Source organism: Amedibacillus sp. YH-ame6, assembly GCF_053848845.1.
The window spans coordinates 1-15,312 of record NZ_JBSPEZ010000040.1 but is presented as its reverse complement, the minus strand read 5'-3'; the positions used below and the strand labels follow the sequence as shown (position 1 = coordinate 15,312).

11 protein-coding genes are annotated in these 15,312 nt (G+C 33.9%); 6 read left to right on the top strand and 5 right to left on the bottom strand.

Going from position 1 to position 15,312, the window contains the following annotated elements; translation table 11 throughout:
- Positions 1 to 234: 234 nt before the first annotated feature.
- The 3 genes from ACWG0P_RS15675 to ACWG0P_RS15665 all read right to left on the bottom strand — a co-directional run bounded on the left by ACWG0P_RS15675 (position 235) and on the right by ACWG0P_RS15665 (position 3,857).
- Positions 235 to 876 carry a hypothetical protein gene (locus ACWG0P_RS15675; protein WP_455790344.1) on the bottom strand — a complete coding sequence of 214 codons (642 nt, stop codon included), beginning with the start codon at positions 874 to 876 and terminating at the stop codon, positions 235 to 237.
- A 74-nt stretch (positions 877 to 950) separates the two neighbouring features.
- Positions 951 to 3,584 (bottom strand): heavy metal translocating P-type ATPase, encoded by a 2,634-nt coding sequence (locus tag ACWG0P_RS15670; RefSeq protein WP_455802510.1) that lies wholly within the window; start codon positions 3,582 to 3,584, stop codon positions 951 to 953.
- Between the two features lie 9 nt (positions 3,585 to 3,593).
- The gene (locus tag ACWG0P_RS15665) at positions 3,594 to 3,857 is read right to left on the bottom strand and encodes a metal-sensing transcriptional repressor (RefSeq protein ID WP_455790348.1); all 264 of its coding nucleotides are present in this window, start codon (positions 3,855 to 3,857) and stop codon (positions 3,594 to 3,596) included.
- 196 nt (positions 3,858 to 4,053) lie between these two features.
- On the opposite strand from ACWG0P_RS15665, the gene ACWG0P_RS15660 reads away from it, so the two are divergent.
- The gene (locus ACWG0P_RS15660; RefSeq protein WP_455802509.1) at positions 4,054 to 6,873 is read left to right on the top strand and encodes a glucosaminidase domain-containing protein; all 2,820 of its coding nucleotides are present in this window, start codon (positions 4,054 to 4,056) and stop codon (positions 6,871 to 6,873) included.
- Between the two features lie 50 nt (positions 6,874 to 6,923).
- Entirely contained in the window at positions 6,924 to 8,681 is a 1,758-nt protein-coding gene (gene pepF / locus ACWG0P_RS15655; protein ID WP_455802508.1) for an oligoendopeptidase F, read from the top strand.
- Positions 8,682 to 8,710: 29 nt separating this feature from the next.
- On the opposite strand, the gene ACWG0P_RS15650 is transcribed toward pepF, so the two are convergent.
- On the bottom strand, positions 8,711 to 10,570 hold the full coding sequence (locus ACWG0P_RS15650; protein ID WP_455802507.1) for a sensor histidine kinase: 1,860 nt from the start codon (positions 10,568 to 10,570) through the stop codon (positions 8,711 to 8,713).
- A 153-nt stretch (positions 10,571 to 10,723) separates the two neighbouring features.
- Positions 10,724 to 12,169 (bottom strand): leucine-rich repeat domain-containing protein, encoded by a 1,446-nt coding sequence (locus tag ACWG0P_RS15645; RefSeq protein WP_455790353.1) that lies wholly within the window; start codon positions 12,167 to 12,169, stop codon positions 10,724 to 10,726.
- Positions 12,170 to 12,452: 283 nt separating this feature from the next.
- Between ACWG0P_RS15645 and ACWG0P_RS15640 the strand changes: the two genes are divergently transcribed.
- The 4 genes from ACWG0P_RS15640 to ACWG0P_RS15625 all read left to right on the top strand — a co-directional run bounded on the left by ACWG0P_RS15640 (position 12,453) and on the right by ACWG0P_RS15625 (position 15,069).
- The gene (locus ACWG0P_RS15640) at positions 12,453 to 12,653 is read left to right on the top strand and encodes a cold-shock protein (protein ID WP_455790355.1); all 201 of its coding nucleotides are present in this window, start codon (positions 12,453 to 12,455) and stop codon (positions 12,651 to 12,653) included.
- 259 nt (positions 12,654 to 12,912) lie between these two features.
- Positions 12,913 to 13,560, top strand: coding sequence for a hypothetical protein (locus ACWG0P_RS15635; RefSeq protein WP_455802506.1), 648 nt, complete (start codon positions 12,913 to 12,915; stop codon positions 13,558 to 13,560).
- 139 nt (positions 13,561 to 13,699) lie between these two features.
- Positions 13,700 to 14,287 (top strand): IS200/IS605 family accessory protein TnpB-related protein, encoded by a 588-nt coding sequence (locus ACWG0P_RS15630; RefSeq protein WP_455802505.1) that lies wholly within the window; start codon positions 13,700 to 13,702, stop codon positions 14,285 to 14,287.
- 296 nt (positions 14,288 to 14,583) lie between these two features.
- Positions 14,584 to 15,069: an HD domain-containing protein gene (locus tag ACWG0P_RS15625; protein WP_455802504.1), complete on the top strand. Its 486-nt coding sequence runs from the start codon at positions 14,584 to 14,586 to the stop codon at positions 15,067 to 15,069.
- Positions 15,070 to 15,312: the final 243 nt, after the last annotated feature.

The following is a 15,312-nucleotide window of genomic DNA, read 5'->3' as shown; positions in this document are numbered from 1 at the left end:
GGTGGCTATACAATCACACCAAATCCTGCAAGCTAATATTTATTAATTTTCCTATTTTAAAATCGTTCACTCTTGTGTTCTTTTTAAGTTACTCTTTTCTCTCTTCGTTGTTTCACACTTGCCCCTCACTATCTTTCATTATGGTAATTATACTGCATACTAACACTTAGGTAAATGCTATCATAAAACAAAAAAAGAATCTGCTCTATCCTATACAAGAAAGAGCGGATTCCTTTATTTTAAGATACTTCTAATTTTAAGTTCATAAGGCGTATTTTTCAATAACCCTTGCGCTTCTCTAAGATATTCTTTCATCTTCTTTTTCTGATCACCATTACCATATTGAAGACCTAACATATACAAGAACATTCCACGATTTGGACCAGTGCATTCAGGATCTTTTAAAGCTTCTTCCATTTCATCAATATATGCAACTGATTTCTCAAGACATACATCATACATAACTTGGCTTTCTTTAAAATAATCTTCTCCGAATTTACGGATTCTTTCTAATAATGTTTTTGCTTTTCTTTTGTTCTCATCTTCAAGATAATAGTAGAAACATTTCATTACGATATCAATTTCTTGTTGTTTATTCATACGCATGTTTAACATCAAGTCAAATTGTTCTTCTACTTTCTCTTTTTCTCCCTGCATAACCAAACCATTCATACGCATGTATTCACGATTAAATGCTGGAAAGTAAAATTTACAAACAGTAGAATCAATCATTTTGAAATAATCTTCGAAATCTGCTTTCTTTAAATCTTCTAAAAGTCGTTTCATCATTTTATTCTTGATAATTTTGGATGTTAACGCACAAACAACCGTTGAAACTACAACAACAATAATGATGATAATAGTTGAACTATCCATAATGCACCTCATTTTTTTCTAACATTCTTATTGTACTATACTTCGTTTTATTTTTCATCTAAATTCGTACATTTTTAACGAAATTTCTTTAAACGAAGGGCATTGGATACAACACTTACAGAAGATAATGCCATGGCAGCTCCTGCAAATACAGGAGATAATAATGGACCTCCAAATACATGCAGGATACCCGCTGCAATAGGAATACCTAAAATATTGTAGAAAAATGCCCAAAATAGGTTTTGATGAATGTTACGAATAACTGCTTTTGATAAACGTATCGCAGTTTCTACACCAGCAACATCATCTTTCATCAATACAATATCAGCACTCTCGATTGCCACATCACTTCCACTACCAATCGCAATCCCTACTTCACTTTGACTTAGCGCAACCGCATCATTAATTCCATCTCCAACCATCGCAACTTTATGACCTAAAGCTTGAAGTTTTTTTATCTCTTCACCCTTTTGATCTGGTAACACCTGCGCAATAACTTGATCAATTCCTGCTTGTTTCGCAATCGCTTCCGCCGCAATCTTATGATCTCCTGTAATCATATACACCTGTTTTCCACTTTGTTTTAAGCGTATCATAACTTGTGCAACATTATCTTTTATACGATCGGCAATCGCAAGGATACCAATCACTTCTTGAGCATAGCTTACCCATACAACACTTTTTCCATCTTTTAAATAGGCTATTTCATGTTCTTCAAATGCCTTGGTATCAAGATTGTTTTCTTCCATATATCTACGACTTCCTACCATAAGCTGTTTTCCTTGATAAGTAGCAAATAAACCTCTTCCATTTAAAGTTTGAATATCTTCTATTTGTGAATACTGAATATTTTCTTCTTCCACCTTGTGCAAAATTGCTTGTGCTAATGGATGTTTACTTCCTTGTTCTAGAAGAGCCGCATAACGCAAAACTTCTTCTTCACTTCGTAATGTAAAGATATCTGTTACAACTGGTTTTCCAATGGTAATCGTTCCTGTTTTATCAAATACGACTACATCGACACTGCTCGCTACTTCTAAAGCTTCTCCACTTTTCATAAAGATACCTGATTGCGCTGCTTTTCCACTTCCCACCATAATCGCAGTTGGAGTCGCAAGACCCAAAGCGCATGGACAGGCAATCACCATAACACTTACAAATACACTTAATGAGAATGCAAAGTCTTTTGTGGCGATATACCATGCCACAAAGGCAAGAAAGGCGATTCCCATAACAGTAGGTACAAAATATAAAGAAATACGATCTGCAATACGAGCAATTGGTGCTTTCTTTGCCTGTGCATCTTCTACAAGGGCAATGATCTTAGAAAGTGTTGTTTCTTCTTGCGTTGTTGTACACTCCATAAGAAGTCTTCCATCGATGTTTATCGTTCCTTGAATCAGCGTATCATTAACGTTCTTTTTTACTGGCATACTTTCCCCTGTTAACATACTTTCATCTACATTTGAACTTCCTTCTACTAGAATTCCATCCACAGGAATATGTTCTCCAGGTTTTACAACAAATACATCATGTACAACGACTTCATCAATCGATATTTCAATTTCTTTTCCATCTCTATATAACGTTGCGGTATTTGGACGTAACTGTAACAACGCCGAGATAGCACTCGTACTTTTCTTCTTTGAAAGTTCTTCTAAATGCTTTCCAAATTGTACCAGCGCAACGACAACACCAGCTGATTCAAAATATAACGCATGTACAGCATGTACATCTCCTTGTAAAATCATAACCAAAGAATACAAGGAATATAGATAAGCACTTCCAGTTCCCAAGGCAACCAAAGTGTCCATGTTGGGAGCTTTATGAAACAGAGCCTTCATTCCACGTACAAAGAAATGATTTCCCGAAATTAGTATAAGCGTCGCAAGAACAAATTGAATTCCCGCAAAATTAAGTGGATGCGTCTTATAATGAATGATATCTGGCAAAGGAAGTTCGATACTTCCCAACATATGCGACATTCCTATATACAATAAGACAGCTGCAATTGCTAAGGTTATATAAATACGCAAAGATTCATAACTTTTACGTTCGATTACTTCTTTTTGTTCTTGCTTGATTTCTCCATGATAACCACTTCGCTCTATCGCTTCTACTATCTCGCGTTGCTTGATTCGTTTTTTATCATAGCGAACACTTGCTTGATTTAAGAGAGGATCTACTTGTGCTTGCTCAATTCCATCTAGGCTTTGTAGTGCTTTTTCAATAGTGATGGCACAAGTGGCACACGTCATTCCTTGAATGGATATACGAACATCTTCAAAGGCTTCTTGATCCAACAAGGTAAATCCTGCTTTATCTAGAGCTTGTTTCCAGTTTTCAAACTGGTAATCATCGTACGTAATATTCACAGTATGCACTAAAAGATTGACACTTGCCTCCACAACTTCTTCACGTTTCTTTAAGATGCGTTCAATACTAGAAGCACATGAGGCACACATCATACCCTCTACTTGAAACGTTTGACTCTTTCTTTCACTTGCACATTCCATTTGAAATCCAGCCTTTTCAACAGCCTGTATTGCCTGTTTTTCATCATACTCATTCGTTGTTTGTATGTGCACTTCTTCTTTTAATAAGTTGACACTAGCTTCCTCAATAAAGGGAAGCTTCTTTAAAACTCTTTCTACACTTGCGGCACACGCTGCACAATGCATTCCTTTTATGTTATATTTTCTATTCATATTCTACCTCTATTTCATTAGGATTGCTAAGATATCCTCAATTTCCTTCATTTTTTCATCAGCATCTTTTTCTACTATCGCTCGTTTCACACAAGAATTCAAATGTCCATTTAATATATGCAAGTTTGCCTTTTTCAATAAGGATGTAGAAGCCGATATTTGATTGGATATATCAATACAGTATCGTCCATCTTCAATCATCTTTATGATGCCTTCAATTTGACCTTTTGCTGTTTTTAAATTTGCTAAGGCTTTTGCTCTTTCATCTTTCATAAATACCTCCCCCCTGGGGTGTCAGGGTACGTTCCTATTGTATAAGATTGTTTCTCGTATGTCAATTCAAACACTCTCACTTAAAAACTAAAAAATCAAGGATGTAAAAATTCCTTACAAAATACAAAAGGTTCTTGAAATTACATGATGTTTTTTACAAAGTACGTTATAATAAATACATCGTGGAGGTACTATCATGAGGAAAAAAATAATTACATCTTTATTATGCTTTGCTATGTTCTTCTTATCCATTACTACGCTTACTGCCAAAAGCGACACTTTAAGTGCAGATGGAAAGTTCCATATCGTTAGTGTGGATAAAAAAGGAAATTATGAAATCGTAAATACTTTTGATAGCTATGCAGAAGCAAAAGTTTCGCATACGCTACTCAATACCAAATATAACAATCTAGGAATTACTTATGGCGATTCCTTCCTCTATGTAGATCAAGGTGTAGTTTCCTTCGATAGCAGTGCAAGCTGTGATGTGAATACAGAATATACCTTAGACAGCGGTGGGGATAGCGGATATTTAAATGGCTGTTATGGAAATGATGCAGCTTTCTTAGAATATAATGTAGCAACCAACAAAGTGAAATTTAAAATCTCTGGTGTCGTTGGATGGGCAAATGCGGCTGATGTTACGATTTACCCTTATGAAAAAATACCTAGTGTTTCTTCTTTTGTGGTAAAAGATGAGGTGCTTTATCATCGATTAAAATCTAGTGCCTTATCCAAAACATATGCAAACTCTATATCCCTATCTAGTGCCCCTTCCTATCTAAAAGAAGAAACAACCTATTATAGTTATGATACACATTATTTTTACACTTCTTATAAAACTATGATGCAGGATTATCGAAACGATACGTATAAAAATGCGGTGAACGAATCACAACCATACTATAATTATTATCAATATATGGATCATCGTTCTTCTTCCTCTTACACCCCAAAACAATTAGAATCCTATCTGAAAGATGCTTTGGGTTTTAATCAGACAATTACTGATTTTTATGACAAAGATAATTATATCCATGATATTTTGACACAATCCCTACTCTTTCAAGGAAGTGATGCATTTTTCCAATATCAGAACCAATTCGGTTCTAATGCGCTCATGATGTTATCCTTATCCTTAAATGAAAGTGCTATGGGAAGAAGCTATATCGCTTACAACAAGAATAACTTATTTGGACATGCAGCTTATGATTCCAGTGCAGAAGAAAGTGCTTCTCGCTATGCAAGTGTAGGCGCAAGCGTATACTCTCATGCTCTGCATTATATTTCAAAGTCTTACTTAAACCCACAAGCGTTCCAGTTCCACGGAGGATACTTTGGAAATAAAGCTGGTGGTATGAACGTATCCTATGCTTCCGATCCTTATTGGGGTGAAAAAGCAGCACAATACTATTATCAAATCGATGCAGCATTAGGCTCTAAAGATCTCGATCAATACGCGATTGGAATTAGCCAACAAAAAGAAGTTTCTGTATATACAAAAGCAGCGAAAAAAGCAGATACTCTGTATACCATTCCAAAGGGATACGAAGGTTCCTTTATCTTATTAGAAAAAGTTAAGAATAAGAGTGGTACATGGTATCGTGTACAAAGTGATGTTGCCTTAAACAAAAATAAAGAAGTTTTAGAAGATGGAACTTATCCATACAAATATAGCTATGGGTTTGTGAAAGCATCTGATATTGATGTTGTACGCAATCAAAAGAAAGTCAATGCTAAAAACTATGTGACCCTTACCTTTGATGCAGTAGATGGAACATTCTATCCAGATAGTTCGATACTTACCATGCAAATTGAAAATGGAATGACACCTGTTATAGGTGATCCTGTTAAGACAGGCTATTTATTCGATGGTTGGGATATCGCCTTAGAACCAGCAACGAACAACCTTACATATAAAGCAACCTATAAAAAAGTAAAGAATATGCAATTAATTGAAAAACCTGCCGTTACTTATAATGTTGGAGATACATTGAACATAAAAGGTGGTAAGGTTCGTATTGATTTCGAAGATGGAAAAAACAAAGAATTTGATTTGACTACGGATATGGTAAGTGGATTTGATAATGCGCGTGAAGGAAAACAAAATATTCAAGTTCAAGTTGGTGGAAATATCACCCATTATGAAATTGAAGTTACAAAATCCAATGATGAACAAAAACAAGTATTACTGGAACGTGCAGCCTATATTATAAAGACCTATAGTGGGAAAACAGGACTTACACAAGAGGCAATGGATGAACTTATACGTTTTCGTGAAGATATTGTAAAAGTAAAAACATCAATTTTAACACGTGATCAAATTCGTGTAATTGATCGTATATTACAAGAAAATTTATCACCACGTTACAGTGTTATTATTCAAGATGATCTCTTTGATTTACAAACATCTGGTCTTGCGCTTGCTTTGCAAGGAGAACAAAGTTTCTTACATAAGATTATGCCTAAAACGATTAAGATCGAACTAGATGAAGGTATCAAGGATGAACAAGAAGAACTCGTAAAGAAAATTGCAAATGCAAATCAAATGGAAGTTGCGTCTATGTTCACCATTGATGGAACGGATGACTTCTCTTCCTTAAAACCTAAATCTGAAATGGTATATTCCCTAAAGAAACCTAAAAAAGATGAAGATAATCGAAGTTATCGTGTCTATTATATCGATGGTGAAGATGTCTACCAGCTTCCTTCCTCACAAAGTGCATCTAGAATTTTATTTACAAGTGATAAGTTAGGAAGTTTTGCGTTAGTATATCAAAATGTGGATAGTGTATCCCAAGATCAAGATTTCAGCGAAGTGAACACAATTGCGCACAATGGTAAAAATTATATTATGAGCTACATTATACTACCGATTGCGATTGGTATCACCCTCATTATTGGAGGTATTCTTTACTTTTGGTATCGAAAAAAACATAAGAAAACACATAAAAGAATCCATCCAAAAGAAGTTCAACAACAGCCAATTCAAGAAGAAGAAAGAAATCACGAATAACTTGTGATTTCTTTTCATTTCCTATACAATACTATATACGAGGTGATAACATGAACAGAAATGAAATAGAAACAGAATTAACATGGGATTTAACCAGTTTGTTTAAAGATCAAAACGCTTTTGACGAACAATATGAAGAAGCCCAACAGCTTCTTACTAAGTTGAAGTCTTATAAAACACATATTGCTGATAGTAAAGAAACCTTTATAGCATTTATGGAAGATGACGAAACTTTCTCTCGTTATTTAGATAATTTATATTCTTATGCAAAAATGATGACGGATGTAGAACCATCTAGTGAACAAGGACAAGAAAACTTATCAAAAGCTGCTATGTTGTACCAAAAGACCATTGTAGCTACGAACTTTGTATCTTTGGAAATCATTGCACATAAAGAAGAAATCGAAGCCTTCTTAAAAGATGAGGACTGTAAAGATTTCATCTATCCTATGCAAGAAATATTCCGTACTATTCCGCATCGTTTAGACGATGAAAAAGAAGCTATGCTTGCACAAGTAAGCGAACTACAACGTATCCCTGGAGAAACCTATGATAGCTTACGTTTAGAGTATCCTAGTGTTGTTGTGAATGGAAAAGAAGAGTTCTTAAATGATGGAACATACTTTCAATTCTTAACAAACAAAGATGCCTCCATACGTAAACAAGCTTTCGAAAACTACTTTGGAGAATATAAACGTTACCAAAATACATTCATGAATTTACTAACTGGAAATGCAAAGGCACAAGCCTTTGAAGCTCGCATTCGCCATTATGGAAGTGCATTAGAAGCAAGTTTATTTGGAGATGGTGCAGATACTACCTTATTCTATAAAGTATTAGATATGGCAAATGTGAAACATAAAAAACCACTTCATGAATACTTTGCTTTTCGTAAACAAGTATTAAACCTTGAAGAACAACACCCATATGACATCTACCTTCCGTTAGTAAAGAATGTAGAAAAATCATATTCCATCGATGAAAGCTTTGAAATCCTTACTAAAGCACTTGCGCCTCTTGGCGAAGAATATATCTCTTTACTTCATAAAGCAAGAGAAGAGCGTTGGATTGATTTCCTTCCTTGTACTGGAAAGATTGGTGGTGCGTATTCTGGAGGAAGTCATGATTCCAAGCCGTTTATTTTGGCAAACTTTAACGAAGATTATGAATCCTTAAGTACCTTAGCACACGAATTAGGACATTCTATGCATTCCTATTTTTCACGTCGTGCGAACCGTCCATTATTAAGTGGATACAAAATCTTTGTAGCTGAAGTCGCTTCGACTGTAAATGAAATATTATTAAATAAATATTTGTTGGCTACAAGTGATGATAAAGATTACAAAGCAACGTTACTCAACAATCTATTAACGCAATTAGTTGGTACACTATATCGTCAACCTATGTATGCGAAATTTGAATGCAAGTTACATGAAATGATTGAACATGAAGAAGCAGTTTCTTCTCAAACACTTACACAAATATATTATGACTTAAATGTTGATTATTTTGGAGATAGTGTGGAAGTGGATGAATTGCAACGTTATGGTTGCTATTACATCCCTCATTTCTATTACAACTTCTACGTATATAAATATACATTAGGTATGTCTGTAGCATTAAGCTTTGTGAAAAAGATATTAGCTGGAGATACAAAAGACTATTTAAAATTCTTAAGCAAAGGTGGTAGTGAAGCACCTATTGATGAATTGATACATGCAGGTGTAGATCCTAGAGAAGATGGGGTTTATGATGATGCCTTTACCTTCTTCAAAGAAACATTAGATGAATTAAAGACAATCCTTTAACAAACAAAAGAGGCAAAAATTGCCTCTTTTTACATATCTAATGGGATTACTAAACGTAATACAAATTCTCCACCATCCGTATCTATAGAGTACATTCCTCCATATTTTTCCACGATGGATAGGATACTTTTAACACCTAATCCATGGCCTTCTTCTTTATGCCTTGACATAAAAGAAACACCATCTTCAATCAATTCTCCTTCATATGCATTTTTAACAGAGATCAAAAGGGCAGTCTCATGCATTTGAAGTTGTACTTCTACGACTCTTTTACTTTCATCTTCTATATGTTCTACAGCTTGCATTGCATTTTCAATTGCATTGGATAACAATGTACAAAGTTCATGATCTCCAATCGCAAGAGATTCTGCCACTTTGGCATTTATATCCAATACTATATTCATATTTTTTGCTTTTTCATCAAAAGCAGCCAATAATATGTTCACCGTCTCATTACTACAGAAACGTTTCGGTGTTAACGCATCGATATCTTTCTTGCTCATTGCTAAATAAGCTTTGATTTTTTCCATATCATTCTCTTTTGCATATTCTTGAAGAAGGGTGAAATGATGTCTCATATCATGGCGATAAATCACTGTTTGTTCTTGACTAGAACGTAGTGATTGTAGTTGATTCTTTGCGCCTTCTACTTGAAGATCAAGTAGGACTTTTTCATTTTCTGCTTGCTCCAATAATTTCTCTTTTTGTATTTGATCTCTGAGTGCATCCCAAGCAGCTAAGATAAACAATGCTATCAAGATGGTTGTGAAAACCCAGAAAATGAATGGCCTAAAATAGAAACGAGACGCTTCTATAAATATGATGGACATATATTCATTAAGATTTTGATCAACAATGCCAGTAATCATGAATAATAAGAGATACCCGATGGAAAATAAGCCTAGCAAAGATACATAATGCTTAATAAATACATTCTTTTTATACTCTTTGTAACAGTAATACAACATAACCGCAAGATTGATAAAACATAACGCTTCTACCCTATCAAACCAAGGAGTAATGAAAACATGCAATTCATATACCGTGTAAAATATTGCAAAATAGATTCCCCATACAATACTTGTTATCCAGAAGAACCGCTTCTTAATCTTCGGTGAAGTAAATTTCGTTTGTAAATACAATAATGGAAATAAAAAGTAGAGTGCATTTGCTATGGTAACATTGAGCATAGGAAATGGATTTTCATGTAATATACTCATATAGGAGAACATTTGAAGTAAAGAAGCAAATGCCAATAATAAAATAGGAAACCCTTTGCCTGTGGTTACTAAACGATAGAAAAATAACGCAACGAGTAAGAGGGTTATCACACCAAACATAGCTCCTGGTATAGCGTTTCTATTTGTCCATACCTCTTGTTGATACAATAGTACAGTGTCACTTTCAAGAACGAATTCGATACTATTGATTGAAACATTATCAAACCTTCTTGTCAAAACTTCCATTTTCTTTCCAACCCAAGAGGGATCAAATGAAACATCGATTAAAGTAAGTTCACCTTCAGGTTTTTTCATAAGTGGCAATTCATCAGAAATTGAAGTATTTGCGTCGTGATTTTTAAAGACAAGTCTATTGTCTATATAAATGGATATCGCTCTTCCACTGTCTACTACGATTCGATCGTATGCACCCCATACCTCTGGAACGATACGCTCCATAAGAATGGTATTATCACTGAAAGCCGCATCTCCTTCATCTACTGGTTTATTTTCACCATCTACTCTTTCACTCAATGTCCATCCACTGTTATCTACATTACTAACACTAGCTATTAAATTACTCACGTCTGAAGTACTAAAACTATAAAAGTATAAAAGAAAGGATAATACGATTGTAAATAATGCCCCAAAATATAATATCTTCTTCATATGAATCTCCCAATATGCATCCAGCATGTATCAATTATGAAAAACTTATCTATCAGTTCAAGTTTACTATGGTAAAAATTCTGTGTCAAGAATCTCCTAACAGAATTAATATTACAAATTTTACCTGCAAAAAGAAAAAAGCGGCATTGCCGCTTAGAATGAAAACTTATCGTAATACTCCATATTTTCAAGTGGTGTAATATCTTCAATAGGATTATCATCCAGTCTCAATTCATAAAGGTTTTTAAGCTTTGTAAGAGGTGTTACATCACTTACGTAATTCGCCTTCAAGGTAATAGAACTTAAGTACTGACAGCTCTCTAGAGGGCTTAAATCCATAACACCGTTATGATCCAAACGAAGAGATGTAAGATTGATTAAACCCTTTAATGGAGATACATCCGTAATCACATTATCATAGAGATCAATACTACTCAACTTCACAAGATCTTTTAAAGGTGTAATGTCTCGAATATCATTGTGTGATAAACCAACACATTCTAAATTCTTCATTCCCTGCATACAAGTAATATCTTTAATATCATTATCCCCTACATCTAATGTTGTCATATCCACGCAACCATTTAATTCATCGATATCGGTAATGTGATTGTTATACACATTGATTTCTACTAGCTTCTTCGCATTGTTCAAAAAATCAATATCCTTCAAATAACAACTACTTGCTTTAAAGTAACGTAAATTTTTCATATTTTGAAGTACCTCTGTATGAATCAAACGATTCTCAGAAACATCCAGCTTCTCCAACTTCGTAGAAGATTCCAATACTCGTAAATCACATAACCCACTTTGTGTAGCACGCAGTTCTTTTAAGTTTTTCAAATACTTCAAAAAGCTATAGTCCTTAATATTATCAAATGATATTTCTAATACTTCTAAATTCTCAAATTCTTTTAAGATGCTAAGGTCAGTTAAGTATTGGTTATTGGTTAAATTTAAAGATCGTAGTGTTTTCTTCATATATTGAAGTGGTGATAAATCAGAGAATAGATTTGTAGATAAATCTAGAACTTCAATATATTTTAAATACGTAAGATCACTTATATCGTACAACCACATCTTGTTCATGTGAACTTCTTTTAAATTTCCTAACATTCCAAGAATACTTAATGGAAATGGTCCATTTTCAATCCCTACATGTAGTTTCTCTAATTTCTTCACATTTTCCAAATACGATAAATTATCCACTTTACTACGTTCTAAATTCAATTCCTTTAAATTGATCATTGCCGCAAGGGCGCTAACATCCATCGTATACAAATTATTACGTGATATATCCAAACGTTGTAGTTGTCGAAATTCTCTTAATGCCTGAATATCACGCAGCATATTTTTAGACAGGTTCAAATATTCAATCTCTCTTAAATCCTTAATAGGATCTAAGTCTTCGATGGCATTCCCACAAAGATCTAAATAATTCAAATTCACCGCATGCTGTAGTCCCTTCAAAGAGATAATTCCCATGGATCTCGCGGATAACATGGTGAGCTTTTCCATATCCGCTATCGTAATATCTTCAGGTTTCATTTGTAGGGTTCTTGCAATTGCTTCACGCAAGGCTTCATCCTTTATCAACATATATATCCCTCCAGTTTATACACTTGTTTTATTAGTTCTATTATACCCCAAAACATAGGAATCTGAAACTGCTTTCAAAAGAAAATAAAAAACACAGACTTTCCAGCGATTTTGATTGACAATAGTTTGGTTACATGGTATGGTTTAAAAGTAATAAAAAGCAATAACTATGATTTCACAGATTGAAATTGTATTTATGTGGCTCAATGTACAATGATTCAGTTTGTGATTCTTTTATACACTTGAGTGCTTCTTATTCAACATGTTTAAGGAGGTACTAAAAATGAGTACAGGTAAAGTAAAATGGTTTAATGCAGAAAAAGGATTTGGATTCATCACTACTGATGAAGGAAAAGATGTATTCGTACACTATTCAAGCATCAACATCGATGGTTTCAAAACTTTAGAAGAAGGACAAGCAGTTAACTTCGATATCGTAGATAGCGATCGTGGACAGCAAGCTTCTAACGTAACTGTAGCTTAATTCCATCATAAGCCGAAGAAGGTTCAGCAATGCTGAACCTTTTTTTAATAGGAAAGTTCTATTTGTAGACAAACTACAAAATTTTTAAAAATCTGCATTATGAAATAGAAAGCTAGATAGTTGTTAGATTCCATTATTTATTTTACGAAAATATAGGAGGAACAAGGTATATTTTAAGGAGCGCATCAAAATATATCATATATAGAATTGCATCTTATTTGTACTATGTTATACTATGAAAAAGACAAGGATGGTGCTCATGAAAACAGTGACGATGTCACAAAGGTTCTACTATCAAGAACTTGAAAAAAACGTTAGAGAATGTGTTCGACAGGACATTGAAACGTATGCGTCAATGCTTCATAAAGCTTATCGTATGTTATATGATATCTACTTTTATAATGCACCAAAACCACAAAACATGTGCAAAGATTTAAAACAACAATATCATACCAGTGATTATCTTCCTCTTTCTGCTATAAATGAGGCAAGAGGTATTTTGAAGTCAACGATTGAATGTAATAAACGACAACAATTATCCTCATTAAAAAGGATTCAACGTGTAGAGAAGAAAATGAAGAAAATCACAACTAAGATAAATCTTATACAAGAACATTTAAGTGTATATATAGAAATAAGTAAACAACATAAAACAACAGAGTTAGACTATCTCATGGAAATCGAAGAGAAGGCAAATTTGAAAAGCCTTATGCATCAGAAATCCATGCTTTGTTTTCGACTTCATAGAGAACGATTTCATCTTAAAGGTCTAAAAAAGCGCGTAAAACAAGTATGTTTTGGTGGTAGAAAAAGAATGAAAAAACAATTCGCAATGTGCAAGCAACATGAAGAATGGAAAAAAGAGTTTCAACAAGCACGAATGAACCGTATGGTGATACCCCGGTAGACGTCAAGGAAAGTATGGGAATAATATCTTTAAATATCATATTGATGAAAATACCTTAGTATATAGAAGTATACAAAAGGACATCGTATTACCGATCGAGTTTCATTACGATAAAGAAGAACTCGTTCGAGCAGTGAAGATGAAACATAATACACCAGGAAAAGCGATAGCTTATGAAATAAGAGATTATGGAGAATATTTTATTATCAAAGCAATCGTAGAACTTGTTGAAAAAAAGCTTGTGAAACAAACCTGTTATGGAACCATTGGGATTGATTTGAATATTGATCATATGGCGGTATGTGAAACAGATGATAAGGGAAATGTCGTAAACACAAAAATATATCGCTTTGATTTAAGTAAAAAGACAAGCAATCAAAGAAAGGCAATTTTACAACAAAGTATCAAGAAATGTTTTGATGATGTAAAAGCAAGACGAAAACCAATCATCATAGAAGAGTTAGATTTTGAACAAAAGAAGATGGAACAACTTTATAAAAAGAAGAAGTATAATGCAATGTTATCAACATTTGCATATGCGCAAATCAAAGAATATATCATAAGAAGATTTTATAGAGGAGGAATAGAAGTCATTTGTGTTGATCCAAGAAACACTAGTCAAATAGGAAAAGAAAAATATAGGAAAGCAAAGGGGATGAGTATCCATATGAGTGCAAGTTATGTAATTGCGCGAAGAGGTATGGGATATAAAGACACAGTAACATAAGAAGATTATGATGTAACCATATTATGATGATGATTACTAGAAGATAGTTACATTGTGATATGGATGAAATTACATAATGATCAAAAAAGTCCATTATGAGGAAAACAGCGAACCACTTTGTATGTGTGAGCATACGAAGAAGGCTATTCATAATCATAATGGATTAATGAGGGAGCAAGAAATCCACTCATGTTGGAAGATGCAAATCTTTTCAATGATTCATTTATGAATCACTTTCTTGTCGCCTATACAATTCATTCACATGGTGTTAGAATATAGGAAAGGGGGGATCAGCCATGGATCGCTTAGAAATTATTCGCGGAATTGTCGATCAATATATCGCCAGTATACAAGATGAATCAACGAAAAAGTTTGCCTATATTCATACGTATGGGGTTTCTCAAAGTTGTGCAATGCTTGCAATACGAAGACATGCAAATGTAGAATTGGCTTGTATTGCGGGAATGTTACATGATATTGCTCGCTATGCAGAAAATCATCCACATGTAGGTCATGCCAAACGAAGTGCTATCCTATCGAAACAGATTTTAGAAGAATTGGCTATTTTCACAGAAAGTGAAATACAAATTCTAACCAATGCCATTTTCCAACATTCAGACAAGATGTTAAGAGATGGTGGAGAAATCAGCGAGATATTAAAGGATGGAGATGTCTTACAGCATTACTTGTACAATGTTAACATTGAATTATCCCCAAAGGATAAATTCCGTTTGTTTTATTTATTAGAAGAGATACACTGCGATACAAACGATACTTTATAACAAAAAAAGAGGCTGTAACGAAATAGACACATTTGAAAATTCAGATAATTGCCTATGAGGTTACGACCTCTTTTTTCATGCATTTGCCTCATATAAGATAAAACCTACTCATTGTGCTTTAAAAAGGGTATAAGAAAAACACTTCTATGGTGGAAAACTTTAAGATTTTGATTTTTGTCGATTCTTTTTATTATGGTATTTCATTAAATTGAATCCTATACATACCAATTGAAACTCCATTTC

What these genes read in the sequence shown, in the direction of transcription:
- ACWG0P_RS15635 (WP_455802506.1), top strand. Translation starts at nt 12,913, where the DNA reads ATGAAAACAGTGACGATGTCACAAAGGTTCTACTATCAAGAACTTGAA.
- ACWG0P_RS15665 (WP_455790348.1), bottom strand. Translation starts at nt 3,857, where the DNA reads ATGAAAGATGAAAGAGCAAAAGCCTTAGCAAATTTAAAAACAGCAAAA.
- ACWG0P_RS15630 (WP_455802505.1), top strand. Translation starts at nt 13,700, where the DNA reads ATGAAACATAATACACCAGGAAAAGCGATAGCTTATGAAATAAGAGAT.
- ACWG0P_RS15625 (WP_455802504.1), top strand. Translation starts at nt 14,584, where the DNA reads ATGGATCGCTTAGAAATTATTCGCGGAATTGTCGATCAATATATCGCC.
- ACWG0P_RS15640 (WP_455790355.1), top strand. Translation starts at nt 12,453, where the DNA reads ATGAGTACAGGTAAAGTAAAATGGTTTAATGCAGAAAAAGGATTTGGA.
- ACWG0P_RS15645 (WP_455790353.1), bottom strand. Translation starts at nt 12,169, where the DNA reads ATGTTGATAAAGGATGAAGCCTTGCGTGAAGCAATTGCAAGAACCCTA.
- ACWG0P_RS15660 (WP_455802509.1), top strand. Translation starts at nt 4,054, where the DNA reads ATGAGGAAAAAAATAATTACATCTTTATTATGCTTTGCTATGTTCTTC.
- ACWG0P_RS15650 (WP_455802507.1), bottom strand. Translation starts at nt 10,570, where the DNA reads ATGAAGAAGATATTATATTTTGGGGCATTATTTACAATCGTATTATCC.
- ACWG0P_RS15670 (WP_455802510.1), bottom strand. Translation starts at nt 3,584, where the DNA reads ATGAATAGAAAATATAACATAAAAGGAATGCATTGTGCAGCGTGTGCC.
- ACWG0P_RS15675 (WP_455790344.1), bottom strand. Translation starts at nt 876, where the DNA reads ATGGATAGTTCAACTATTATCATCATTATTGTTGTTGTAGTTTCAACG.
- pepF (WP_455802508.1), top strand. Translation starts at nt 6,924, where the DNA reads ATGAACAGAAATGAAATAGAAACAGAATTAACATGGGATTTAACCAGT.